Origin of the sequence: Enterobacter cloacae complex sp. SYL003, from assembly GCF_049236925.1 — a bacterium.
Taxonomy (GTDB): domain Bacteria; phylum Pseudomonadota; class Gammaproteobacteria; order Enterobacterales; family Enterobacteriaceae; genus Enterobacter; species Enterobacter intestinihominis.
Genome location: NZ_JBMKJK010000010.1, coordinates 45,819 through 70,045, shown reverse-complemented (window position 1 = coordinate 70,045; position 24,227 = coordinate 45,819). Strand labels below are relative to the sequence as shown.

Genomic DNA, 24,227 nt, shown 5'->3' with positions numbered 1-24,227 from the left:
GCAAGCCTTGCAGCATTGCCATTACTCTTTGTGTGAAAGCTTCTGTGCTGCGATGTCATCTTCGGCACTTTTCTTCGCTGCCGCGTCGTCATCGTTCATTGCTTTCTTAAAGCCTTTAATGGCAGCACCCAGGTCTCCACCCAGCGTGCGTAACTTCTTGGTACCGAACAGCAGGACGACCAGTGCGGCAACCACCAGCAGTTTGGTAATACTAATCTCACCCATAAATACCTTCTTTACATGAAACAGGCTGCATTCAGCGCCAAAGAAACCTGAACGTATTAACGGTCATCAGGCGCGCGCACACAATAGCAATCTGTAACAAGGTGAATCAAGCATTGTTGAAAAAAACATCATATTAATTGCGGTGGCGCAAACCTGCGGTTGCGCAGAACAGGTAATTGCTGACGCGCAAGCGTTATTCGTGCTGACGTTATCTCCGTCAGCAGTAAAGCAGGCGCTTCCGCCGCCGCGGCTACTGTCACTCCCAGCGGATCGACAACCCTGCTCTGTCCAATATTTTTATTGCCACATTCACCCGCAGCCACTACATAGCAGGTGGTGTCCAGCGCGCGTGCGGCCAGTAGCGTTACCCAGTGATGCTCCTTAAGCGGTCCTCTGACCCACGCGGCGGGCAGAACCAGCACCTCGGCCCCCTGTAGTGCCAGGTTCAGCGCCAGCTCCGGAAAGCGGATATCGTAGCAGGTCATCAGGCCAACCTTAAAACCCTCCACCTCAATCAGCGGCGGAATTACACTCCCCGGATCGACCAGTCGCGACTCCTGGACGCTGAACGCATCATACAGATGAAGTTTGGCGTAGCTTGCGACAATAGCGCCTTCACGTATCGCCACCAGCGTGTTCACCGCCCGCCCCGGCGTGGAGGGAACATGGATAGTCAAAATGGTGGTGAGCGCGTTACCGACGCTTTCGGCCAGCAGTCGTTTCAGAAACGCCCCTTCCAGCATTTGCGCAGACTTTACCGACAGGTCCGGATCGCCATCATCGCGCGCCAGTAACGCTTCAGGAAGCACCAGCAGCGCCGCCCCTTTTTGCTTCGCCTGGTTCATCAGGGAGATGCACTTGTCCGCGTTTTCATTCCAGTCCGGCGTCACCGCAAACTGCCCTACTGCAACATACATAATTGTCTCCCGGTTAAAAACAGCGTTACACTCGACGCACTTACACAGCAAATAGCAGGTATTGACAGTGTTACAACTACTTATAGCCGTTTTTATTGGTGGGGGCACGGGTAGCGTTGCGCGCTGGCTCTTAAGCATGCGGTTTAACCCGCTGCATCAGGCCATTCCGATGGGGACACTGGCGGCAAACCTGATCGGGGCATTTATCATCGGGATGGGGCTGGCGTGGTTTAATCGCATGACCAACATCGACCCTATGTGGAAGGTATTGATTACGACCGGTTTCTGCGGCGGTTTAACGACGTTTTCTACCTTCTCTGCGGAGGTGGTGTTTCTGTTTCAGGAAGGCCGGATGGGCTGGGCGCTGACGAACATTGCCGTTAACATGCTTGGCTCGTTTGCGATGACTGCGATCGCATTCTGGTTATTTTCCTCCGCCAGCGGACATTAAGCGCGACAACCTTAATGTTGGCTTAATTTTTCTCTGTCATTCTTGGCTCAATATTGAACGAGGGTGATAGCATGAGAGAGAATCTGTCAGGCGTGGGTATGGTATTGCTAAGCGTCGCGATCGTCGCCAGCTTTCTGAAGATCTATCTTTTTGGTTGATTCATAACGAAAAAAACCCGCTCATTGAGCGGGTTTTGAAATTCTTGCTGACGCGTCTGAATTACAGAGCGATTACGTTAGCAGCAGAAGGGCCTTTGGCACCGTTAGTGATTTCGAACTCTACGCGCTGACCTTCAGCCAGAGTTTTGAAACCATTAGACTGGATTGCAGAGAAGTGTACGAACACGTCTTTGCTGCCATCTTCAGGAGTAATGAAACCGAATCCTTTGGACTCATTAAACCACTTAACGTTACCTTTAATCTTAGACATCAAAATTACCTTTACATTAAAAAACGACACAAATGCTGTGTCGGGTATCAGTACAACAATTGTGAGGCGTTTTGTCCAGCGGATCTTTGATAAAAAGTGACAAAAGTCGCGTTAATTTTCGCTGTCCGATTTTTATCCTTTACATTTCAATGTCTGTGCGTTTTTTGGCCGATTTACCAGACAAATTCAGTTAAAACTGAAACCGCATCCAGGCAAAGTAAACGTTACCGTTGTTATACGTACCCGGTATGTAGGTCATCTGAAACGTTGCAGGACCATAGCCGATGGAGGCAAGCGGCAACAGTACCGGAACAGGAATGTATTTCCAGTTATCACGCGCCGTGAACCCTGCCGTATAGCCCAGCCCAAGACGGAAGTTGTCGTCTGATAACGGACGCCAGGTTTTTTCCCAGCCGTAGCCACCAATAGGCTCCCATTTATTGTAGGAGTCCTTAAACGCCATCAGGTACAGGCCATGCCAGTTACCTTTTTCATCCCAGCGAGACTGACCGAAACCAGCCCCCCACGGACGCTCGTTATAACGGTCTGTTTTTTCTTTATCGTAGGCAAAACGTGCATGCCACGTAATGGCCGGAATATAGAGATCGTAATGTTCAGGTTCGTTCCATGTTTGCGCAACGTTATCCGTGAAGGTGGTGAACCAGCTTTTATCCGCTGTATTGCTCTGTGCATTAACAGCAGACGCAAATGATAACTGCGCAATAATAAACAATAAAATCAGGGGGAATTTAATTCGTACAATCACAATGCCATTACCATATTTAGTATTCGGTGCAGACCTTAGCACAGAATACTTGAATGAACGCTTAACAGCATGGGTGTTATTCCTAATTACCATCCCGCTCCTGGGAATAGTCTGACGATACATAAACTGCATGCCTGAATAAGCACATGCAGTTGACATTTTTAACGTTGATGTAACAATTTGTAGAGTGCGGGAATAACTAACATCGACAATAACGGTGCAGTAACCATGCCACCAATCATCGGTGCAGCAATACGTTGCATCACCTCCGAGCCACTCCCATTGCCCCACATGATGGGCAGCAGTCCCGCCATAATCGTGGCGACCGTCATCACCTTCGGACGCACGCGCAGCACGGCACCTTCGTGGATCGCCCGCAATAGCACCGTATTTCCCCCTTCTGGCTCAAGCCTGTGATATTTATCAAGCGCATGATTCAAATATAGAACCATAATTACGCCGAATTCTGCTGCCACCCCGGAAAGGGCGATAAAGCCAACGGCCCCCGCCACAGACAAATTATATTCAAGCAGCCATAATAACCACACCCCACCAATAAGCGCGAAAGGCAATGTCCCCATTATTATCAGGACATTTGATATCCGCCTGAAGGTTAACCATAAAAGGATGAATATAATCATCAGCGTGACAGGTAAGACTATTTTAAGCGTCGCGGTCGCCCGTTCCAGATATTCAAACTGCCCGGACCAGGAGAGAGATACGCCCTGCGGCAATACCACCTTCTCCTCCACCCGTTTTTGCATTTCATCTACGGCGGACTTCAGATCGCGCCCGCGTAAGTCCACGTAGATCCAGCTGGAAAGGCGCGCATTTTCACTTTTTAGCATCGGTGGGCCTTCCGTCACGACGATATCGGCCAGTTCCCCCAGCGCCACCTGGCTACCGCTGGCGGTTACTACCGGCAACACCCGCAACGTGTCGACGTTATCACGCAAATCGCGGGGATAACGCAGGTTGATGGGGTACCGCTCGCGTCCCTGGATCACCTCACCAATGTTATCGCCCCCGACCAGCGTGGAGACCAGGCTTTGCAGTTCATCGACGGAAACGCCGTAGCGCGCGGCTTTTTGCCGGTCGATACGAATATCCACGTAGCGCCCGCCTTCCAGTCGCTCCGCCAGCGCCGAGGAGACGCCAGGAACGTCCTTCACCTCCAGCTCAATCTGCCGGGCCACGCGCTCAATGTCGGCAATATTATTGCCGTTCACCTTAATGCCGACCGGGCTTTTGATCCCGGTTGCCAGCATGTCCAGACGGTTACGGACAGGGGGCGCCCACACATTGGCAATGCCCGGCAGCGACACGGTTTTATCGAGCTCCTCCACCAGCTTTTGCGGCGTCATTCCAGGCCGCCACTGCTCGCGGGGCTTAAAGTGGATAGTTGTTTCCAGCATGGTTAATGGCGCGGGATCGGTTGCCGACTCCGCCCGACCAGCTTTGCCAAACACGCTCGCCACCTCCGGTACGCTTTTGATCAAGCGGTCCGTCTGCTGAAGCAGCCGCGATGCCTCGCGAGCAGAGATCCCCGGCAGCGTGGAGGGCATATAGAGTAAATCCCCTTCATCCAGCGGCGGCATAAACTCACTGCCCAGGCGGCTCAGCGGCCAGAGCGTGGCGATCAGCAGCAGACATGCCAGTGCCAGGGTCGTTTTCGGGAAGGTCAGTACCTTATCAAGCAACGGCTCATACAGGCGGATCAGGAGGCGGTTTATTGGGTTTGCCTTCTCATCCGGGATTTTCCCGCGAATAAAGAAGCCCATTAGCACCGGTACAAGGGTTATCCCAAGCCCGGCGGCCACGGCCATCGACCAGGTTTTGGTGAACGCCAGCGGCGAGAACATTCGCCCCTCCTGCGCTTCCAGCGAAAATACCGGTATAAATGACAGCGTGATGATTAACAGGCTGCAAAACAGCGCCGGTCCCACTTCAACCGCCGCCTTTTCCGCCAGACGCCAGTACTCTCCCGACGCAGGCTCTTTGCCCGGATTATCATGCCGCCACTGCTCCAGCACCTTGTGCATATTTTCAATCATGACAATTGCCGCATCCACCATCGCTCCGATGGCAATGGCGATCCCGCCGAGCGACATCATATTCGCGTTAATGCCCTGATAGTGCATCACCACAAAAGCCCCGAGGATCCCCAGCGGCAGAGAAACCATCGCCACCAGCGCGGAACGCAGGTGGAACAGGAACAGCGCGCACACCAGTACCACCACGGCAAACTCTTCGAGCAGCTTGTGCGTCAGCGTTTTGACCGACTCCTCAATCAGCGTGGAGCGATCGTAGACCGGAACAATCTCGACGCCCTGCGGCAGCGTTTTTTGCAGCTCGCTCAGTTTCGCTTTTACCGCGCGAAGGGTTTCCAGCGCGTTCTGCCCGTAGCGCATCACGATTACGCCGCCAGCAACCTCCCCTTCACCGTTAAGCTCCGCCACGCCCCGGCGGATCTCCGGGCCAATGCCAATGGTGGCGACATCTTTCAGCAGGACAGGTACGCCATCGCGGGTGGCGATCACCACATTGCGAAAATCCTCCAGCGAGCGCAAATAGCCCGTTGTCCGCACCATATACTCCGCTTCGCCCATCTCCAGCAGGGCGCCGCCGCTCTCTTTATTGGCGGCCTGCACCGCGCCGGATAGCTGGCTGTGGGTAATATTCAGCGCGCGCATTTTCGCCGGGTCCGCCACGATCTGATACTGACGCACCATTCCGCCAATGCTTGCCACTTCAGATACATTCGGTACCGTCTTAAGCTCGAACTTAAGCGTCCAGTCCTGAAGGGCCCGCAGATCTGCCAGGCTGTGTTTTCCACTACGGTCGATCAGCGCATATTCGTAGATCCAGCCCACGCCCGTCGCATCCGGCCCCAGCGACACCTTCACGCCCGGCGGAAACTGCGCCTGTACCTGGCTTAAATATTCCAGCACCCGGGATCGCGCCCAGTAGAGATCGGTGCCATCCTCAAACAGCACATACACATAAGCGTCACCAAACATTGAAAAACCGCGCACGGTTTTGGCACCCGGCACAGACAACATGGAGGTTGTCAGCGGCCAGGTCACCTGATCTTCAATCACCTGCGGCCCTTTCCCGGGGTAACTCGCTTTGATAATGACCTGCACATCAGACAGATCGGGCAACGCGTCCAGCGGCGCGCGCTGCACCGCCCACCAGCCCCAGCTGGCCATCATCAGCGCGGCCAGGATCACCAGCAGGCGGTTACGCAACGAGGCGCGAATCACAGCGGCAATCATGGCGTCACCTCCGGCATCACGCTACGCAGGCTGGCTTCGGAATCAATCAGGAATTGCCCGGACGTCACCACCTTATCGCCCTCTTTGACCCCGGACAGGATCGCCGTCCAGCCCTGCGCCGTCAGGCCGGTTTTCACCGTCACAGGCTGGAAATAACCGTCCCCGGTAGCCAGCAGCAGACGCGCAGACTCTCCGCTGTTAATCACCGCTTCTTCCGGCACCGCCAGCACCTGCGGGCCTTTCAGCTCTTCCGCACGGCTGACGGAGAGGTACATGCCCGGCTTCAGCTTATGTGCGGAATTTTCCAGCACGATACGGGCTTTCAGGGTTCGCGTGGCCGCCTCCATCTGCGGCAGCAATTCGCTGACCGTGCCGTGGAACTGCTCCCCCGGCCAGCTTTCTGAGGTTGCTACCACCTTGCTGCCCACCGCCAGAGACTGCGCCTGCGTTTGCGGGTAGTCGACCACCAGCCAGACCGGATCGAGGCTGGCGATCTCAAACAGCGGCGCCGTTGCGGTGATTTGCGCCCCTTCCCGCACGTCCAGCTTCACCACATAGCCCGCCCGGTCGGTGCGCAGAATGAGCGTGGTCTGCGGCTTACCGCTACGCTCCAGCAAACGAATGACCTCTTCTGGCATAAACTGCAACGCCAGCCGCTCGCGAGCGGCGCGGGTCAATGCGGCATCGCCAAGCTGACGAACCGCGAGATACTCCTGCTGGGCGGCGGTCCACTGCGGGATCCACAGTTGCGCCAGTGCCTCTCCGGCTTTTACCTGCTGCTGCGGCGCATTAACAAACAATTTTGACACCACGCCATTGGCCGGGGCTGACAACACCGAGACGTTACGTTCATCCGTTGCAACCGTGGCAAAGGCCGAGAACGGCGAAACCAGCTGGCGCCTCTCAACGTTGGCGGTTTTCATCCCCAGGTTTTGCTGCTGTTGAGTGCTGATGGCCACGCCTGACGCCGCCTGCGCTTCATCGGCGTAGCGTGGGACCAGATCCATATCCATAAAAGGGGATTTACCCGGCTTATCGAAGCGCTGACCGGGCACCATGGGGTCGTACCAGTAAAGCACCTTGCGTTCTGATGGTTGTGAAGCCGCATCCGGCTGATGCGTCTGCTTCTGTCCGACAAAATAGCCGCCAACGGCAGCTATCGCGATGGCAATCGCCATTAACGTTGTTTTTTTCATTGCGCCAGCTCCTGCGGGATCAGCCAGTTCACGGCAGCCCAGGTTCGCGCCATTTCGCGCTCCGCCTGGTTCACCGCCAGTTCCGTATCCAGTACGCCACGACGCGCCTCCAGCAGGGCCGGAAGCGCCGACTGTCCAGAACGATATTGCGCCGTCAGCACCGCCAGCCGTTGTCGCTGCAACGGTAGTACCTCGTCCCGCTGACGCTGCCACACCGTTTGCGCAGCCTGATACTGCGCCACCAGCGTTTGCACCTGGGCAATGTGTTCGCGTTTGAGCAGCGTCAGTTGATCCACCGCCTGCATTGAGCGGGAAACATCGGCGGCGTAATCCTTGTCCTGACGTTTTGACTGGAACAAAGGCAGATCCACGCTGAACATCACGCCAGCCATATCGTCATAGCCTTCGGCGCGGTGGGCGTAATAGACCTCCACATCCACATCGGGTAGCGCTGCCACGGCAGATTGCGCTGAACGCGCTTTCGCGGTCTCTGCTTCACGTCGCGCGGCCTCCACTTCCGGGTGTCTGGCAATCCCCTCCTGCAACGTTTTTTCATCGGCAGGAAGGCGCTGATAGCGCGGCAGCGGACCGCGAACCGCCGTAATAGCGTGCCCTGTTAGCTCCAGCAGACGGCTTTGCGCCAGCTGCACATCCCGCTGCGCCAGCGTCTCTTTGTCGCGCATGGCGCTGAGGATCATTTGCAGGGCCAGTACGCTGTCCGGCGTTGCGCCTCCCGCCCCGACGCTCGCCTTCTGCACGCCCCGCTGGCGTTCCGTTTCACGGACCAGCGTTCTGGCCGTTTTCAGCGCCTGCTGTGCCAGCGCCAGATCCAGCCAGGCCTGGGCGGTATCACGCTGAAGCGCGGCACGTACGGCCTCGGATTTTGCCAGCACGCTTCGCGCCTGCGCCTGAAAAGTCTGTGCTTTACGTTCCCGCTTCTCTGAGCTGACGTAGCTTTGCATGATGCCAACCTTCTGCATGGTCATCCCTTCGCGCGTAAGCCGCCGATCGTTGCTGCCCTGTACCGGCACGTTTTCAATACCGAATTTCAGTTTTGGATCAGGTAATTGCGTGGCGGAATCCGCCATCGCATCCAGCGCCTGCGCTTCGTTACGGCTGGCGGAGAGTTCTGCCGAGTAGCGCTGGGCTTCGGTCAGGGTGTGTTCGAGCGTCCACGGCTCCGCCTGCGCGGCGGAGGTTAACAGGCCGAACAACACCCCACCGAGCCACAGGCTCAGTGTGTGTTGTTTCATGGTGACCTCGCTTAGCGCGCTGGCGTCAGCGAGATAATCTGGAAACCGTCACCCGCACGCTCAAGCGTGAAGGTCACCTCATCCCCCGGTTTGGCGCCATTCAGCGTGGCGCCGGCAGATAAAGTAAACGGCATGGTCATCGCTGGCCATTTTAGTTCCGGTATGGCCTCGTGACGGAGCATGACGGCATTGTCAGAGATCGACTGAACCACGCCGCGGCCCTGCCAGGTCTGGTTTGCCTGAACGGTATAAGAAGCGAAAGAGATGGACGCGCCAACCAGCGCGGAAAGGAATAGGGTACGCATGATAAAACTCCTGTTAAACGTTAAGTAAATAAAATCAACGAATTAACAGGTTTTTACTCCCGAAACCGGCAATAGCGGATCGTTGCCGGCGGCCCCACAGCAGGAGGTGTAACAGACCACGCAGAATGGCTTGCAGATGAACACTCTGGCGTCGTTAAGGTCAGGGTCATGGCGGCAGGCAGCGCCACCAGATGCGGCTGGGCAGGATCTTTTTGTACCTGATCCGGCACACAATGTTTTTCACACAGCGGTGAAGCACCGGCAGCATAATGCGGCCCCGGTTCCGCCATCATATCCATATGCTGGATGGTTGCCACCTCACCGCGCAAATCCATTGAACATTGATGGGAGGCGACGGCCACCTGACTCTGGATTAACAGCCAGCCAAACGCCAGCAAAAACATCAGCAGATGTTTTTTGATAAAGCGCAGGCGATACGTCCAGCTGGCGTGCATATTCAGATCGTCGGATAGGGTAAAAGTGAACCGAGTATAAGCAGGCAAAAGAATGAAAGAGAAGTAGTTTTAAAGAGATTTACGTTTTTAAATCGATTGTCGGCAAGTAATACTCAAAACCTTAACACTTCACCATCAATTTAATGACATATAATATCTATTCATCAGGTCAATAACGTCTTAATATAAATGACGCAGGGTTAGCAAAAATATCGTCATCATTGCCTTTAGTAGTCTCTTTCTTGATTTTAATCAGCAAGGACTGGCCATTTATTCGGCACATTTCAGGCTTCTTTTTTATTGATTATTTGTCTCTCGGGCAGCAAAGATACAGGGGAAATCATGCTTACTTTTCTCGAACTCCTCATTGGAGTCGTGGTCATTGTCGGTGTAGCACGCTACATCATTAAAGGTTACTCAGCCACTGGCGTGCTATTTGTCGGCGGCCTGACGCTGCTGATCATTAGCGCGCTAATGGGTCATCAGGTTTTACCCGCCAGCGAAGCCAGCACCGGATATACCGCTACCGATATTGTGGAATATATAAAAATTCTGCTGATGAGCCGCGGCGGCGACCTGGGCATGATGATCATGATGCTCTGCGGATTTGCTGCCTATATGACCCATATCGGCGCGAATGATATGGTGGTGAAGCTGGCTTCTAAACCGCTGCAATATATTAACTCCCCCTATCTGCTGATGGTCGCGGCTTATTTCCTGGCCTGTCTGATGTCATTAGCCGTTTCCTCAGCAACGGGCCTTGGCGTGCTGTTAATGGCGACGTTATTCCCGGTAATGGTTAACGTCGGGATCAGCCGTGGCGCAGCGGCGGCTATTTGCGCCTCTCCGGCGGCGATTATTCTCTCCCCTACTTCCGGTGACGTGGTGCTGGCCGCGAAAGCCGCGGAAATGTCGCTGATTGACTTCGCCTTCAAAACCACACTGCCAATCTCCATCACCGCTATTCTCGGCATGGGCGTGGCGCATTTCTTCTGGCAACGCTACCTCGATAAGAAAGAGAACGTCAGCCATGAGATGATGGACGTCAGTGAAATCACCACTACCGCCCCGGCGTTTTATTCCATCCTGCCCTTCACGCCGATTATTGGCGTGCTTATTTTTGACGGCAAATGGGGCCCTCAGCTGCACATCATCACTATCCTGGTGATCTGTATGCTGCTGGCGGCCATCCTGGAATTTGTTCGTGGCTTTAATACCCAGAAGGTGTTCACAGGTCTTGAAGTCGCCTTCCGCGGTATGGCGGATGCCTTCGCGGGCGTGGTGATGCTGCTGGTTGCCGCGGGGGTGTTTGCTCAGGGGCTGAGCACAATCGGCTTTATCCAGAGCCTGATCTCTATCGCCACCTCGTTCGGCTCGGCCAGCATTATCCTGATGCTGGTGCTGGTGGTACTGACCATGCTGGCGGCGATGACTACCGGCTCCGGTAACGCGCCGTTCTATGCGTTTGTTGAGATGATCCCTAAGCTGGCACACTCCTCCGGCATCAACCCGGCTTACCTGTCCATTCCGATGCTCCAGGCCTCCAACCTGGGTCGTACCATTTCTCCGGTATCGGGCGTGGTGGTTGCGGTGGCGGGGATGGCAAAAATCTCTCCGTTTGAAGTGGTAAAACGCACGTCAGTGCCGGTGCTGGTTGGCCTGATTATCGTTATTATCGCCACCGAAGTGCTGGTTCCCGGCGCTGCCTAAGCGAAATTCCTGCTTTCCAAAAAGCGCCTGCGGGCGCTTTTTGTGCTTTAATAACCTCCAGAAATTAATCGCGCCCAACCAATCAGGAAAGCAAATGTTCAGGAAGGATATCGTTATCCCGTCTGGCGCAGTAGCGCTTGCACTCTGTGTCTTCTCAATTCAGGCAGATCCGCTTAAGCCAACCCAGTACGGCGATTTCGATCGCTACGTTCTGGCGCTTTCCTGGCAAACGGGATTTTGCCAGAGTATGGTCGAACGTAACCGTGACGAACCGGAAGAGTGTCGCCTGCAAAAAGAGAGCAGCAACAAAACCGATTTTCTGACCGTCCACGGCTATGGCCAGCGCTGCCGAAATCTATTGCCGCTCGCGGAGTGGATGAACGCCGCTGGATGCGCTTCGGCTGTGCCACTCGTCCGGTTCCGAATTTGCCGGAAGCAAAAGCCAGCCGCAAATGTGACGCCGCAGAGACCGGGCTATCGCTAACGGGCGCGGCGAAGCTGAACAGCGTGATGCCCGGCGCGGGCGGCAACTCCTGCCTTGAACGTTATGAATACGCGAAACACGGCGTCTGCTTTGGTTTTGATCCCGACGCTTACTTCGGCACCATGGTGCGCATGAACCAGGAAGTGAAAAATAGTGCGGTTGGGGAATTTCTGGCGGAAAACTATGGCAAGACCGTCCGCCGTAGCGATTTTGATGCAGCCGTGGCCAAAAGCTGGGGGAAACAGAACGTAAAAGCGTTCAAGCTTACCTGCCATGGCAATCCGGCTTATCTGACCGAGATGCAGATCTCGCTAAAATCCAGCACCATTAACAACTCGCTCTCAGCCAGCACCTTTGCGCCACAGCCGCATCCGGGCAACTGCGGCAAACAGTTTGTTATCGATAAAGCTGGTTACTGATTGTTCCTGCGCGCATCCGGGCGTACCAGATCGAAGCGATGGCTGTCGCTGATGCCGTAGTAGGCGGACGGTCCACCCGCACGCAGAATGGGCTGCGCTTTCGCGGTCTGGTAAATCCCCTCTTCCAGCAAACTCTCAGCGATATGGACGCCCACCACTTCGCCGAGCACCAGCCAGGTATCAATCGGTGTCCCATCCGCGCCGGTCAACTGAATGCACTGTGACAATCGACACTCGAAATTCACCGGGCTTTCCGCCACGCGCGGCGAGCTCACAAGCTGGCTGGCTACGGGCGTCAGGCCGGCAAAGGTAAATTCATCCTCGCCATGAGGGAGTGTGGCGGAGGTTTCATTCATCGCCTCAGCCAGATCGCGCGTTGCGAGATTCCAGACAAACTCTTCCGTTTCGGTAATATTCCGCACGCTATCCTTCCAGCCGTTGCTGGAAAAACCAATGATCGGTGGGCGATAGTTAAAGCAGTTAAAGAAGCTGTACGGGGCAAGGTTCAGTTGACCGGCCTTATCACAGGATGAAATCCAGCCAATCGGACGTGGACCGATAATGGCGTTCAGCGGGTCGTGCGGCAGACCGTGCCCCTGAGACGGTTGGTAAAAGTACATATCGCTCTCTCTACGCTGGGGCTGCAACGCGCATTGCCCGGTTTAAGTTTTACCAGCGTAACGAAATTTCCGTTCAGCGTGAATCGGGATGCCGGGTTTATTGCCAAAAATTCATATGGCGCACGAATGTGACCTTCATCACTTCAAACTTAGGGTTTCAGACAGTATCATCAGATAAGTTAAACCCTCGCTGCCAGACGGCGAGGGTTTTCTTTTGGATTGGTTTCTGCGTTACACGCAGCATTAACGACATGGAGTAAAAATGTCCAGACCTACGATTATCATCAATGAACTCGACGCAGAACGTATTGACCGACTGTTGGAGAAACCAGAATTCGCCTCGCTGCCGGTAGCCGATGCGCTGAACGAAGAGCTAGACCGGGCGCAGATGTGTACGCCTGAGACCATGCCGCATGATGTGGTCACCATGAACAGCCAGGTGAAGTTCCGCAACCTGACCACCGGGGAGGAACTCACCCGTACGCTGGTCTATCCGGCGCAGATGACCGACAGCAGCATGCAGCTTTCGGTGCTGGCACCCGTGGGCGCGGCGCTGCTTGGACTGCGCACGGGCGATACTATCCACTGGGAACTCCCGGGCGGCGCCTCAGCCCATCTGGAAGTGCTTGAGCTGCTCTACCAGCCCGAAGCCGCTGGCGATTACCTGCGTTAATCCCTTCTGAACAAGCGACCCCGCTTTGCACAGAGGATGCACCTGCATCCTCTTTCCGCAAATTCACCGATTGTGTTATATCGGACAAAAACCGCTTAATCCACGCTTACTCTGTTGTAGTGCCATGGGGACGAAACCTCACACAACGCCACCGGGGAAGGCATTCACCAGTCCCTTCACTTTCTGCTGCGCTGCCTCCGGGGTATCTGCGCCAGGCACCAGGATCACCTTGCGGCACTCCTCCTCCCGTTTTTCGAAGATCTTATAGGCGCGCTCCGCATCAGCCAGCGGAAGATAGTGGGTCACAATATCTTCCGGTGTAAGCAACCCTTTTTCGATAAGCGGCAGCAGCTCTCCCAGCCAGGCGTGGACGTGCGTCTGCCCCATCTTAAAGCTCAGCCCTTTATCGAAGGCATCGCCAAACAGGAAGCCATGGATGAAACCGGCGTACACGCCCGGCACGCTGACCACGCCGCCGCGTCGCACCGCAGCAATGCACTGGCGCAGGGCTTTGCCGCTGCTGCCTTCAATTTTCAGGTTACTGAGGATCGTTTCCGTCGTGCTGCCTTTGGCCTCAAACCCGACGGCATCAATCACCGCATCCACCCCGCGCTGCCCGGCCGTTTGCTCAATAATTTTTTCCGCCGCGTCGTTATCGTCATCAAAGTTAATCGGGATCGCGCCGTAGCGCTCCTGGGCAAACCGCAGTCGATAGGGATGATGGTCAACCACAAAAATCTGCTCTGCGCCGAGAAGCCGCGCGCAGGCAATGGTCAGCAACCCCACCGGCCCGGCCCCGAATACGGCGACGCTGGAGCCTTTCTGGATCTGCGCATTTTTCGCCGCCTGCCAGGCGGTAGGCAGAATATCTGACAGGAAAAGCGCTTTGTCGTCTGACAGCAGTTGAGGCACTTTAAACGGCCCCACGTTGCCTTTCGGCACGCGCACATACTCCGCCTGTCCGCCCGGCACGCCGCCGTAAAGATGGCTGTAGCCAAACAGCGCGGCAGGGGCGGGAATTTGCTTTTTGTTCAGCGCCGCGCCCTGCCCGCGGTTCGTGTTTTCGCAGGCCGCGTACTGTTGCATCTGGCAAAAGAAACAGTCACCGCAGGCAATCACAAACGGGATCACCACCCGGTCACCTTTCTGCACGTTCTTCACTTCGCTCCCGCACTCCACCACCTCGCCCATAAATTCATGACCAAAGATATCGCCGTGCTGGACCTTGGGAATTTTTCCGCGATAAAGATGCAAATCGGAACCACAGATCGCCGTGGCTGTTACGCGCAGGATGATATCGTCAGGCTGTTCGATGCCCGGATCGGGGACATTATCGACCCGAACATGATGTGGACCGTGATAGGTGAGAGCTTTCATGCAACCTCCGAAAGGGTGTGGGTAAGCTTATAAAAGGGTAGCTACCTCTCGGGATCTGCCCCGGAATCCGGCTGTTTTGAGATTTATCCTGGCGAGATAAAAAAGTGCTGTCGGGATTACAGAAACCTTTTATATTTTGTGGTTGAATGATTTCAGCGTTTATAAACAAGGAGAAACGGTTATGTATCAAACAATCATTATGCCGGTTGATGTTTTCGAAATGGAACTGAGTGATAAGGCTGTACGTCACGCGGAATTTCTCGCGCAGCAGGACGGAGCTATTCATCTTCTGCATGTTTTACCGGGCTCTGCCAGCCTGAGCCTGCATCGTTTCGCTGCTGATGTGCGTCGTTTTGAAGAGCATTTACAGCATGAAGCCGAGACGCGCCTGCAAACCATGGTCGGGCACTTCAGCATCGATCCTTCCCGCATAAAAACCCACGTCCGGTTCGGTAGCGTGCGTGACGCCGTTAATGAACTGGCCGCGGAGCTGAACGCAGACGTGGTGGTGATTGGTTCGCGCAACCCGTCTATCACCACTCACCTGCTGGGGTCGAACGCCTCCAGCGTGATCCGCCACACCCACATTCCGGTGATGGTCGTCAGATAAAAAAAGAGGCCACCTTTTGGTGGCCTCTTGTATTGCAGGTGTCGTCTTGCTTTCTTTTATTATGCAGTTTTGGTGCGGATCAGGTAATCAAACGAGCTCAGCGACGCTTTCGCACCTTCACCGGTAGCGATGATGATCTGCTTGTACGGCACGGTGGTGCAGTCGCCCGCCGCAAATACGCCCTTCACGCTGGTTTCGCATTTCGCATCGATGATGATCTCGCCCATGCGGTTGCGCTCAATTGCGCCTTCCAGCCAGGTGGTGTTTGGCAGCAGGCCAATCTGAACAAAGATCCCTGCCAGCGCTACGCTGTGGATATCGCCACTCACGCGGTCACGGTATTCCAGACCGGTCACTTTGCTGCCGTCGCCTTTCACTTCTGTCGTCTGGGCATTGAGCACAATGTCGACGTTATTCAGGCTACGTACTTTATCCTGTAACACCTGGTCCGCTTTCATCTCAGGGGCGAACTCCAGCAGGGTAACGTGTTCAACAATCCCCGCCAGGTCGATAGCCGCTTCCACGCCGGAGTTACCGCCGCCGATCACCGCTACGCGTTTACCTTTGAACAGCGGGCCGTCACAGTGCGGGCAATAGGTCACGCCTTTGGTGCGATACTGATCTTCGCCCGGCACGTTCATGTTGCGCCATTTCGCGCCAGTGGCAATGATCACGCTGCGCGCCTTCAGCACCGCGCCGGACGCCGTTTCAATCTGGTGCAAACCACCCTCGACCGCGGCCGGAACCAGTTTGCTGGCGCTCTGGCTGTCAATGACATCCACGTCGTAGTCGCTGACGTGCGCTTTCAACGCCCCGGCCAGCTTCTGGCCTTCGGTTTTCGGCACGGAAATGTAGTTTTCAATGTCTACGGTATCCAGAACCTGACCACCGAAACGCTCGCCCATCAGACCGGTACGGATCCCTTTACGTGCGGAGTAAACCGCTGCCGCCGCGCCCGCCGGGCCGGAGCCAACAATCAGCACGTCGTACGCATCACGTTGGTTCAACTCTTCCGCCGCACGTTTTTCTGCGCCGGTATCCACTTTGGCGACGATTTCGGTCAGCGTCATACGCCCCTGGCCGAACTCCTGACCATTCAGGTAAACCGCCGGAACGCCCATCACGTTGCGCTCGGTGATTTCGTTCTGGAACGTACCGCCGTCAATCGCCGTGTGCTTAATGCGTGGGTTGAGCACTGACATCAGGTTCAGCGCCTGCACCACGTCCGGGCAGTTGTGGCAGGAGAGCGAGTAATAGGTTTCAAACTCAAAATCACCGTCGATATCGCGTATCTGCTCCAGCAGCGCCTGCGCTTCTTTTGACGGATGACCACCGGTCCACAGCAGCGCCAGCACCAGGGAAGTAAATTCGTGCCCCAGCGGAGAGCCCGCGAAACGCGGCCCCTGGTCAGACCCTGGGTTGGCGATCAGGAAAGAAGGCTTACGGGCTGCTAGCGTGTTGTCTTCTTTGAAGGTCACTTTCGGCGACAGCTCAGCAATCTCTGTCAGCAGCGCTTTGATTTCTGCCGATTTCGCGCTGTCATCCAGCGTGGCAATCAGCTCAACAGGTTTGGTCAGTTTCTCAAGGTAGGCCTTGAGCTGGGTTTTCATGTTAGTGTCGAGCATTATTCTTCCCTCTCTTAAAACGTCATCATGCAAGCCGCCTTATACGGGCTGCCTGAATGCAACTTGCATCATGGTGCTGGAATGAAATGGGCGCGGGGAGCGCCCATTGATTGCCGGGTGGCACTTCGTTTACCCGGCCTACGATACTGTAGGCCTGTGCAAGCGTAGCGCCGCCAGGCTTTACAGACTTAGATCTTGCCGACCAGGTCCAGAGATGGAGCCAGCGTCGCTTCGCCTTCTTTCCATTTCGCCGGGCACACTTCGCCTGGGTGAGAAGCAACGTACTGAGCCGCCTTCACTTTGCGCAGCAGGTCAGATGCATCACGGCCGATACCTTCAGCGGTAACTTCGATAGCCTGGATAATGCCCTGCGGGTCAACAACGAAGGTCGCACGGTCAGCCAGGCCTTCATCTTCACGCATGTTGTCGAAGTTACGGGTCAGGGCGCCAGTCGGGTCGCCGATCATCGCGTATTTGATTTTCGCGATAGTTTCAGAGCTGCTGTGCCACGCTTTGTGGGTGAAGTGGGTATCGGTAGAAACAGAGTAAACGTCTACGCCCAGCTTTTGCAGTTCTTCGTAGTGGTCTGCAACGTCGCCCAGTTCGGTCGGGCAAACGAAGGTGAAGTCAGCCGGATAGAAGAAGAACACGCTCCAGCGGCCTTCGGTATCTTTCTCAGTAACTTCGATGAACTCACCGTTTTTGAACGCCTGGTTTTTGAAAGGTTTAATTTTGGTGTTAATCAGGGACATCTGTACTTCCTCCGTGTTTTCGTTGAGGTGTAAGGTAACCAACTTTGTTCATCGGGGCTAATGCGTATGCTTTATCAAATCAATCAGCCAAACCTTACAACAGCAACAAGACAGCAAGGTGAACCTTTTACAGGAAAGCCTGAAAGTAAAAAGGCCGCCTCAACGGGCGGCCCTGATACCTGAATTCCCCGCAGGTACATTCAGTGCCAGCCGAAGCTGGCGTTGCGTTGCGCTCTACATACCTTGTATCAAGGCCGTAACAGCGGTTTGATTACAGCACCCCTGCGCGCAATGAGCAATGCATAAGAGGGATAGTCCTGCCTATGGCTGTGATAGGCAGATTCGAACAGGTCATTGAAACATTATAAATTTAATTTCATTATGGGTTTCACGCTATATATAAACGCCATTTGTCATTCAAATAATTCAATCACACTTTAAAGATAAAATTATCTTAATAACTCTTGAAGATATGTTTCAATAATCCAAAGCCGTGATATATTAAGATCACTTAAATTTTAAATTAAGCGAGTTATTCACACGGATTGTAAAGGGTAACTACACTCTGTCGTACTCCATGGTGTGATAACGACAGCAAACTCAACTCACTCAGGACGAAACATGGCAAACCTCTACGACCTAAAAAAATTCGATCTCAATCTGTTAGTTATCTTCGAATGCATTTACCAACATCTCAGTATCAGTAGGGCTGCCGAGACGCTTTATATCACACCATCCGCCGTCAGCCAGTCGCTGCAACGCCTGCGCGGTCAGCTTGATGACCCCCTGTTTATCCGTTCAGGGAAGGGAATCACGCCCACCACGGTAGGTACCAACTTGCATCATCATCTGGAAAAAAATCTCAATCAGCTTGAGCAGACGATCAACATGATGCATCACTCGGACATCAAGAAAAAGTTCGTTATCTATTGCACTCAAATGGTGTCTCCTGGTTCGATGCTGGAACCGTTGAAGCTTTTAATATCTGAGGAGAATTATGAGATAGAACAAAGAGATATGCTTATTTCCTCCGAATCAGCGGAAGATTTGTTGGCCTATCGTAAAGCCGATCTCATCTTCTCTATCGCACCTATCCACAATCGCTCTGTGGTCTGCACCCACTTCACTACGGTGCCGATAGCCTTAATCTGTAGAGCAGACCACCCAAGGCTCGCTGACACAGCTACGGTGGACGCGCTATACCAGGAGAAATTCACTTTTTACCAGAGTGCTCATCCGGGTGTAAAAGAGTTCCAGAGTCGGGCCAATGACGCTTTTCCGGAAAGAAATATTGCTTTTCGCACCGACTCCCTTAGCTCTCTCATCTCTATGGTCAGTTCATCTGATTTGTTAGGCTATATCCCCGTGTCGATCTATGAAACATTTAAAGAATCTTTGAAATTAAAAAGGCTTGAGCCACCGTTTGCGCTGCCTGAATTAAAGATCTATATGCTCTACGGCCGTTCATCACTGAATAGCTCTGTTTTTTCAACATTCATTGAAAAAATGCATAAGCTCTGCGTTTCTCCGCCGTCTGCGTAAAATACATTTGCATGGTGAATATAATTAAAGCGAACCGAAAAAAATGACTCCGTGAAATTAAGGATAAATAATTCCATAATATCGTTTTGATTTTCCCAAGACATTTAACACGCAGGACGCGATTAATCATGTCGAACTATAAAATCCCTTTACAGGAAAATGTTTTAGACGCTTCTGCGGAACGCATACACTGGACGCTTAACAATTTCCCCAGGGTATGCGTTTCCTTTTCCGGTGGAAAAGATTCTACCGTGATGCTGCATCTTGTTGCCCAGAAAGCACGGCAATTAAAGCGAAAAATAGACGTCATCTTTCTGGACTGGGAAGCGCAATTCTCGTCGACCATTCAGCATGTTGACGCTATGAAAACGCTCTATCGGGATGTTATCCACCAGTTCTGGTGGGTAGCGCTTCCGCTCACGACCCAGAACGCCCTGTCACAGTTTCAACCTGAATGGCAGTGCTGGGAACCCGGAACAAACTGGGTTCGCCAGCCACCAGAAGATGCCATTACCGATTATCACTATTTCGATTTTTATCAGCAGGGAATGACGTTTGAAGCCTTCGTGCGCGAGTTTGCCGAATGGTATGCGCAAAGACGTCCTGCCGCAGTCATGGTGGGGATCCGCGCCGATGAATCTTACAACCGCTTTCTGGCTATCGCGTCGGCGCGTAAGCAGCGCTTTTCTGACGATAAACCCTGGACGACCGTCGCCCCGGGTGGGCACGCCTGGTATATCTACCCACTGTACGACTGGAAAACCGCCGACATCTGGACGTGGTTCGCGAAATCAAAATGTTGCTATAACCCGTTATACGACCTGATGTACAAGGCGGGGGTGCCGCCGCGTTATATGCGCATCTGCGAACCGTTTGGTCCGGAACAGCGTCAGGGCTTATGGCTCTATCATGTCATTGAACCCGAACGCTGGGCGGCTATGTGTGAACGCGCCTGCGGCGTGCGAAGTGGAGGTATTTATGCCGGGCACGATAACCATTTTTATGGCCACCGGAAGATCCTGAAACCTGACCATCTCGGCTGGCGCGAATACGCCATGCTGCTACTCGACAGCATGCCGCAAAATACGGCGGAACATTACCGAAATAAAATCGCAATTTATCTCCACTGGTATCAAAAGCGAGGCCTGGAGGATATTCCCGATACGCAGGAGGGTGACATTGGCGCAAAAGATATCCCTTCCTGGCGACGCATTTGCAAGGTTTTACTCAACAATGACTACTGGTGCCGGGCTCTCTCATTTAGTCCAAACAAACCTAAACACTATCAACGCTACAGCGAAAGAGTGAAAGCCAAACGCAAGGAATGGGGGATTTTATGCAGCAGCAAATAATCAGAGAAATGCAGACGTACCTGCAGGCCCTTTCTGAAGAAGAGAAAATCGGCGCTATTAATGCCTTTCGCCAGGCATTACACGAAATCAGCCCTTTTAATAATCAACCCGTCGACTGCGTATTGTGGATAAAACAGACTGACATCACCGCCAATGACTACAACCCAAATAATGTCGCTCCGGCGGAGAAGCGGTTGCTCAGCAAATCACTGGAGCTGGATGGATTCACACAACCTATCGTTGTGACGGAAAATGCGCCTGAGAGCTATGAAATTGTCGATGGATTCCATCGCCATGAGCTTGGCAGTCATCGGGCTATTCTGAAGCGTCAACTTAAAGGTTACCTCCCTGTTACCTGCCTGCGTAAAGCACGCCAGGAAAAGTTCGATCGCATGGCTACAACCATTCGTCACAACCGCGCGCGTGGACGCCACCAGATCAATGCCATGTCAGAAATCGTGCGAGAACTGGTGCTTATGGGCTGGAGTGAGCAGAAAATTGGCCTGGAGTTGGGTATGGACAGCGATGAAGTGCTGCGACTGAAGCAAATCAACGGTCTGCTGGAACTCTTCGCGGACCGTCGTTTTTCAGAAGCCTGGACGGTTGAATAGTCAGAGCGAATTTAAGCGCGCAGCCGCTGCCAGCAGCGTCGCCTCCTGCTTCGCAAAGCAAAGACGAATCAGTTTATGCGGGAAGGGATCGGCGCAGAACACCGACAGCGGAATGGCCGCCACGCCCACCTCTTTCGTCAGCCACTGGCAAAAACTGACATCATCCAGATCGGAAATCGCGCTGTAGTCCGCCAGCAGGAAGTAGGTGCCTTCGCATGGCAGGATCTCCAGCCGACTCTCGCTCAAGGCAGTCACAAACCGATCCCGCCGCGCACGGTAAAAAGCTGGCAGGTCCCGGTAATGTTCAGGTTCAGCGCGCAGCATATCCGCCAGCGCCAGCTGGGCGGGTGTGTTTACGGCAAACGTCAAATACTGGTGCACTTTACGCAGCTCAGCACTGATGGCGGCGGGCGCCACGCAGTACCCTACCTTCCAGCCGGTCATATGGTAGGTTTTCCCAAATGATGATACCGCGATTGCGCGCTCGCGAAGCTGCGGATGCGCCAGCACGCTGGCATGACCCTCTTCGGCAAAGCAGATGTGCTCATACACCTCGTCGCTCAGAACATAGATTTCACGTTCGGCGATGGCCTGCCACAGGGCGGCAAAATCGCTTTTCTGCCACACCGTCGCCGATGGGTTGTGTGGCGTATTCAGGATCACCAGCCGGGTTTTATCGCTCAGCAGCGCGGCAAACGCCTGCCAGTCCGGACGAAAATGCGGCGGCTGGAGCGCCACGCGTTTCACCACGCCACCGGCCAGTTCAATCGCCGGGGCGTAGCTATCGTAGCTCGGGTCAAAACAAATCACCTCATCGCCCGTACGCACCAGGGCGGTTATCGCCGCATACAGCGCTTCGGTGGCCCCTGCGGTTACCGTGATATCGCTGTTCGCGTCAGGCTTATGGCCGTATAACTCCGCCGTTTTATCCGCAATGGCTTCACGCAACGCCTGCACGCCGGTCATCGGCGCATACTGGTTGGCTCCCTGCGCAACGTGGTACGCCAGACGCTCCTGCAAATATTTCGGCCCGTCAAAATCCGGGAAACCTTGTGAGAGGTTAATGGCGTTGTGCTGCTGCGCCAGGGCGCTCATCTGCGTAAAAATCGTCGTGCCGAGATTCGGAAGTTTACTCTGCGGGATCAACGGGTTATTGCTCATTGTAGTGTGCCTGCCTGTAATACTTATGTTGCTGACACTATAACACGATGTTAGTCTCTGGCAATCAAGACGCTTAGACGTCTAAATGATATAAATATTCCTGACCGAGAGGGTAAAAGGAAATGACAGACAACCTGCAACTCACACACCTGGTCGAGGCCTGCCGCTGGATTGGCGCTAAAGGCTGGGCGCCCGCTACCGGCGGCAATATGTCCGTGCGTCAGGATGAACATCTGTGCTGGCTGAGCGAATCCGGAAAAGACAAAGGCAGCCTGACCACCGCCGATTTTCTACAGGTTGAAATCGCCACCAACCGTGCGCCTTCTGGCCGTAAACCGTCGGCAGAGACCGGGCTGCATACCCTCATCTACCGCCTGTTCCCCGAGGCTAACGCCGTCCTGCACGTTCACACCGTCAATGCCACGGTGCTGTCGCGGCTGGTCAACGAGACCGAGCTGAAGATCTCCGGCTTCGAGATGCAAAAATCCCTTACCGGACAGACCACGCATCGGGATACGGTGGCCATCCCGGTGTTTGATAATGACCAGGACATCGACGCCCTCGCCTCTCGAATCGCCCATTACGCGCAGAAACGCCCGCTTAATTATGGTTTTCTTCTGCGCGGTCATGGCTTAACCTGCTGGGGACGCGACGTGGCCGAAGCCCGCCGTCATCTGGAAGGTTTAGAATTCTTATTTGAATGCGAAATGCGTTTACGACAATGGGAGAGAGTATGATTCGCGCGATTGTGACGGATATTGAAGGGACCACCAGCGATATCCGTTTTGTCCATGATGTTTTGTTCCCTTACGCGCGTGAGCGGCTGGCGGCCTTTGTGACCGCGCAGCAGTACGCCGAGCCGGTCAAATCGATTCTGGACAACCTGCGCGATGAAATCAGCACTCCGCATGCCAGCGTCAGCGATCTCATCAACGTGCTGTTTACCTTTATGGATGAAGACCGCAAATCGACGGCGCTCAAAGCCCTGCAAGGCATCATCTGGCAGGACGGTTACATCAACGGTGACTTTACCGGCCATCTCTACCCTGATGTACTGCCCGCGCTGGAAAAATGGAAGGCACAAGGGATTGATCTCTATGTTTATTCCTCTGGCTCCGTCGCCGCGCAGAAACTGTTATTTGGCTACAGCGACGAAGGTGATATTACTCATCTGTTCAGCGGCTATTTTGATACTCGCATCGGCGCCAAGCGTGAGGTGCAGTCTTATCAAAATATTGCGGCGCAAACGGGCATCGCCCCGTCGCAGATCCTGTTCCTGTCGGATATTCATCAGGAGCTGGACGCGGCTGAACAGGCGGGTTTTCGCACCCTGCAACTGATACGCGGTGAAGATGACGGCGCAAGCCATCACCATCAGATCCACCAGTTTGACGAGATTAACCCGGAGCAGATCCCTTCATGAGCGCATTGACCATTTATTCCGATAAAGACGCCAGTAAGCACCTGTGGCACAGCACCGACGCCGCCGAGATTGCCCAACAGCTCAACGCCAAAGGCGTGCGGTTTGAACGCTGGGCGGCAGACCGTGATTTAGGGCAGGATCCCGCGCCTGAAGCCGTGATTGAGGCGTATCAGCATGCAATCGACAAGCTGGTGGCAGAGAAAGGTTATCAGAGCTGGGACGTGATTAGCCTTCGCGCCGACAATCCGCAGAAAGAGGCGCTGCGCGCGAAGTTTCTCAACGAGCACACCCACGGCGAAGACGAAGTGCGCTTTTTCGTGGAAGGGGCGGGACTATTCTGCCTGCACATCGGCGATGAGGTGTATCAGGTGCTGTGCGAGAAAAACGACCTGATTTCCGTACCCGCAGGCACGCCGCACTGGTTTGACATGGGTTCAGAGCCGAACTTTACCGCCATTCGTATTTTCGACAATCCGGAAGGCTGGGTTGCCCAGTTTACGGGCGATGCAATCGCGGATGCGTATCCACGCCTGGCCTGATCTTTTCTCCCTACCCCGCAAAGTAATGCGAGCACCGTGCTATCCCCTCGCCCC

24 protein-coding genes and 1 pseudogene are annotated in these 24,227 nt (G+C 54.3%); 11 read left to right on the top strand and 14 right to left on the bottom strand.

Translation table 11 applies throughout. From position 1 onward, the window contains the following. Positions 1-21 precede the first annotated feature (21 nt). Together tatE and ACOT1A_RS14260 are read right to left on the bottom strand one after the other, a co-directional pair. Complete coding sequence (gene tatE, locus ACOT1A_RS14265) at positions 22-225, bottom strand: twin-arginine translocase subunit TatE (protein WP_022647424.1); 204 nt, start codon at positions 223-225, stop codon at positions 22-24. Between the two features lie 128 nt (positions 226-353). Beyond that, a complete protein-coding gene (locus ACOT1A_RS14260; RefSeq protein WP_022647423.1) occupies positions 354-1,142 on the bottom strand; it encodes a deaminated glutathione amidase in 789 nt (262 codons plus the stop codon). Positions 1,143-1,209: 67 nt separating this feature from the next. Here ACOT1A_RS14260 and crcB point away from each other — a divergent pair, with 67 nt between their 5' ends. Further along, the gene (gene crcB / locus ACOT1A_RS14255; protein ID WP_017382474.1) at positions 1,210-1,593 is read left to right on the top strand and encodes a fluoride efflux transporter CrcB; all 384 of its coding nucleotides are present in this window, start codon (positions 1,210-1,212) and stop codon (positions 1,591-1,593) included. 219 nt (positions 1,594-1,812) lie between these two features. Here crcB and cspE read toward each other — a convergent pair whose 3' ends face one another. The 7 genes from cspE to ACOT1A_RS14220 all read right to left on the bottom strand — a co-directional run bounded on the left by cspE (position 1,813) and on the right by ACOT1A_RS14220 (position 9,275). After that, positions 1,813-2,022, bottom strand: coding sequence for a transcription antiterminator/RNA stability regulator CspE (gene cspE, locus ACOT1A_RS14250; RefSeq protein ID WP_002439184.1), 210 nt, complete (start codon positions 2,020-2,022; stop codon positions 1,813-1,815). Between the two features lie 190 nt (positions 2,023-2,212). Further along, positions 2,213-2,788 (bottom strand): lipid IV(A) palmitoyltransferase PagP, encoded by a 576-nt coding sequence (gene pagP / locus ACOT1A_RS14245; protein WP_032621658.1) that lies wholly within the window; start codon positions 2,786-2,788, stop codon positions 2,213-2,215. Between the two features lie 161 nt (positions 2,789-2,949). Next, positions 2,950-6,066 (bottom strand): efflux RND transporter permease subunit, encoded by a 3,117-nt coding sequence (locus tag ACOT1A_RS14240; RefSeq protein WP_105322546.1) that lies wholly within the window; start codon positions 6,064-6,066, stop codon positions 2,950-2,952. Continuing rightward, complete coding sequence (locus ACOT1A_RS14235) at positions 6,063-7,262, bottom strand: efflux RND transporter periplasmic adaptor subunit (RefSeq protein WP_105322545.1); 1,200 nt, start codon at positions 7,260-7,262, stop codon at positions 6,063-6,065. Before ACOT1A_RS14235 ends, ACOT1A_RS14240 begins: the two co-directional genes overlap by 4 nt. Next, on the bottom strand, positions 7,259-8,515 hold the full coding sequence (locus tag ACOT1A_RS14230) for a TolC family protein (RefSeq protein ID WP_032624672.1): 1,257 nt from the start codon (positions 8,513-8,515) through the stop codon (positions 7,259-7,261). The genes ACOT1A_RS14235 and ACOT1A_RS14230 overlap by 4 nt, the downstream gene beginning before the upstream one ends. A gap of 11 nt (positions 8,516-8,526) precedes the next feature. Next, complete coding sequence (locus tag ACOT1A_RS14225) at positions 8,527-8,820, bottom strand: copper-binding protein (protein ID WP_023299583.1); 294 nt, start codon at positions 8,818-8,820, stop codon at positions 8,527-8,529. 53 nt (positions 8,821-8,873) lie between these two features. Then, on the bottom strand, positions 8,874-9,275 hold the full coding sequence (locus tag ACOT1A_RS14220; protein ID WP_023305682.1) for a hypothetical protein: 402 nt from the start codon (positions 9,273-9,275) through the stop codon (positions 8,874-8,876). 342 nt (positions 9,276-9,617) lie between these two features. Here ACOT1A_RS14220 and dcuC point away from each other — a divergent pair, with 342 nt between their 5' ends. After that, positions 9,618-10,985, top strand: a complete 1,368-nt coding sequence (gene dcuC, locus ACOT1A_RS14215; RefSeq protein ID WP_017382481.1) for an anaerobic C4-dicarboxylate transporter DcuC — start codon at positions 9,618-9,620, stop codon at positions 10,983-10,985. Positions 10,986-11,079: 94 nt separating this feature from the next. Continuing rightward, positions 11,080-11,888, top strand: a pseudogene (gene rna / locus ACOT1A_RS14210) (ribonuclease I). Here the strand turns inward: rna and ACOT1A_RS14205 are convergent. Beyond that, positions 11,882-12,508, bottom strand: a complete 627-nt coding sequence (locus ACOT1A_RS14205; RefSeq protein ID WP_023299579.1) for a flavin reductase family protein — start codon at positions 12,506-12,508, stop codon at positions 11,882-11,884. The pseudogene rna and the gene ACOT1A_RS14205 sit on opposite strands and share 7 nt — an antisense overlap. Positions 12,509-12,770: 262 nt before the next feature. On the opposite strand from ACOT1A_RS14205, the gene rnk reads away from it, so the two are divergent. Beyond that, positions 12,771-13,181: a nucleoside diphosphate kinase regulator gene (gene rnk, locus ACOT1A_RS14200; protein ID WP_022647414.1), complete on the top strand. Its 411-nt coding sequence runs from the start codon at positions 12,771-12,773 to the stop codon at positions 13,179-13,181. Positions 13,182-13,319: 138 nt separating this feature from the next. Here rnk and ACOT1A_RS14195 read toward each other — a convergent pair whose 3' ends face one another. Next, positions 13,320-14,558, bottom strand: coding sequence for a zinc-dependent alcohol dehydrogenase (locus ACOT1A_RS14195; RefSeq protein WP_015571156.1), 1,239 nt, complete (start codon positions 14,556-14,558; stop codon positions 13,320-13,322). A 181-nt stretch (positions 14,559-14,739) separates the two neighbouring features. On the opposite strand from ACOT1A_RS14195, the gene uspG reads away from it, so the two are divergent. After that, positions 14,740-15,168, top strand: coding sequence for a universal stress protein UspG (gene uspG / locus ACOT1A_RS14190; RefSeq protein ID WP_161177738.1), 429 nt, complete (start codon positions 14,740-14,742; stop codon positions 15,166-15,168). A gap of 59 nt (positions 15,169-15,227) precedes the next feature. On the opposite strand, the gene ahpF is transcribed toward uspG, so the two are convergent. Continuing rightward, complete coding sequence (gene ahpF / locus ACOT1A_RS14185) at positions 15,228-16,793, bottom strand: alkyl hydroperoxide reductase subunit F (protein WP_276170228.1); 1,566 nt, start codon at positions 16,791-16,793, stop codon at positions 15,228-15,230. Between the two features lie 188 nt (positions 16,794-16,981). Beyond that, positions 16,982-17,545: an alkyl hydroperoxide reductase subunit C gene (gene ahpC, locus ACOT1A_RS14180; protein ID WP_014882974.1), complete on the bottom strand. Its 564-nt coding sequence runs from the start codon at positions 17,543-17,545 to the stop codon at positions 16,982-16,984. Positions 17,546-18,166: 621 nt separating this feature from the next. Here ahpC and citR point away from each other — a divergent pair. The 3 genes from citR to ACOT1A_RS14165 all read left to right on the top strand — a co-directional run bounded on the left by citR (position 18,167) and on the right by ACOT1A_RS14165 (position 21,050). Next, complete coding sequence (gene citR, locus ACOT1A_RS14175) at positions 18,167-19,087, top strand: DNA-binding transcriptional repressor CitR (protein WP_022647411.1); 921 nt, start codon at positions 18,167-18,169, stop codon at positions 19,085-19,087. Positions 19,088-19,215: 128 nt separating this feature from the next. Beyond that, positions 19,216-20,439 carry a phosphoadenosine phosphosulfate reductase gene (locus ACOT1A_RS14170; RefSeq protein WP_063146997.1) on the top strand — a complete coding sequence of 408 codons (1,224 nt, stop codon included), beginning with the start codon at positions 19,216-19,218 and terminating at the stop codon, positions 20,437-20,439. Beyond that, positions 20,424-21,050 (top strand): IbrB-like domain-containing protein, encoded by a 627-nt coding sequence (locus ACOT1A_RS14165; RefSeq protein ID WP_032624678.1) that lies wholly within the window; start codon positions 20,424-20,426, stop codon positions 21,048-21,050. Before ACOT1A_RS14170 ends, ACOT1A_RS14165 begins: the two co-directional genes overlap by 16 nt. Here the strand turns inward: ACOT1A_RS14165 and ACOT1A_RS14160 are convergent, their stop codons facing one another. Then, complete coding sequence (locus ACOT1A_RS14160) at positions 21,051-22,211, bottom strand: pyridoxal phosphate-dependent aminotransferase (RefSeq protein ID WP_022647408.1); 1,161 nt, start codon at positions 22,209-22,211, stop codon at positions 21,051-21,053. 122 nt (positions 22,212-22,333) lie between these two features. Here ACOT1A_RS14160 and ACOT1A_RS14155 point away from each other — a divergent pair, with 122 nt between their 5' ends. Genes ACOT1A_RS14155 through ACOT1A_RS14145 form a run of 3 tightly spaced genes read left to right on the top strand, consistent with a single transcriptional unit; the run spans position 22,334 to position 24,173 of the window. After that, positions 22,334-22,948, top strand: coding sequence for a methylthioribulose 1-phosphate dehydratase (locus ACOT1A_RS14155; protein ID WP_063948633.1), 615 nt, complete (start codon positions 22,334-22,336; stop codon positions 22,946-22,948). Next, a complete protein-coding gene (gene mtnC, locus ACOT1A_RS14150; RefSeq protein WP_023305674.1) occupies positions 22,945-23,634 on the top strand; it encodes an acireductone synthase in 690 nt (229 codons plus the stop codon). Before ACOT1A_RS14155 ends, mtnC begins: the two co-directional genes overlap by 4 nt. Beyond that, the gene (locus tag ACOT1A_RS14145; protein ID WP_022647405.1) at positions 23,631-24,173 is read left to right on the top strand and encodes a 1,2-dihydroxy-3-keto-5-methylthiopentene dioxygenase; all 543 of its coding nucleotides are present in this window, start codon (positions 23,631-23,633) and stop codon (positions 24,171-24,173) included. Before mtnC ends, ACOT1A_RS14145 begins: the two co-directional genes overlap by 4 nt. Positions 24,174-24,227 lie beyond the last annotated feature (54 nt).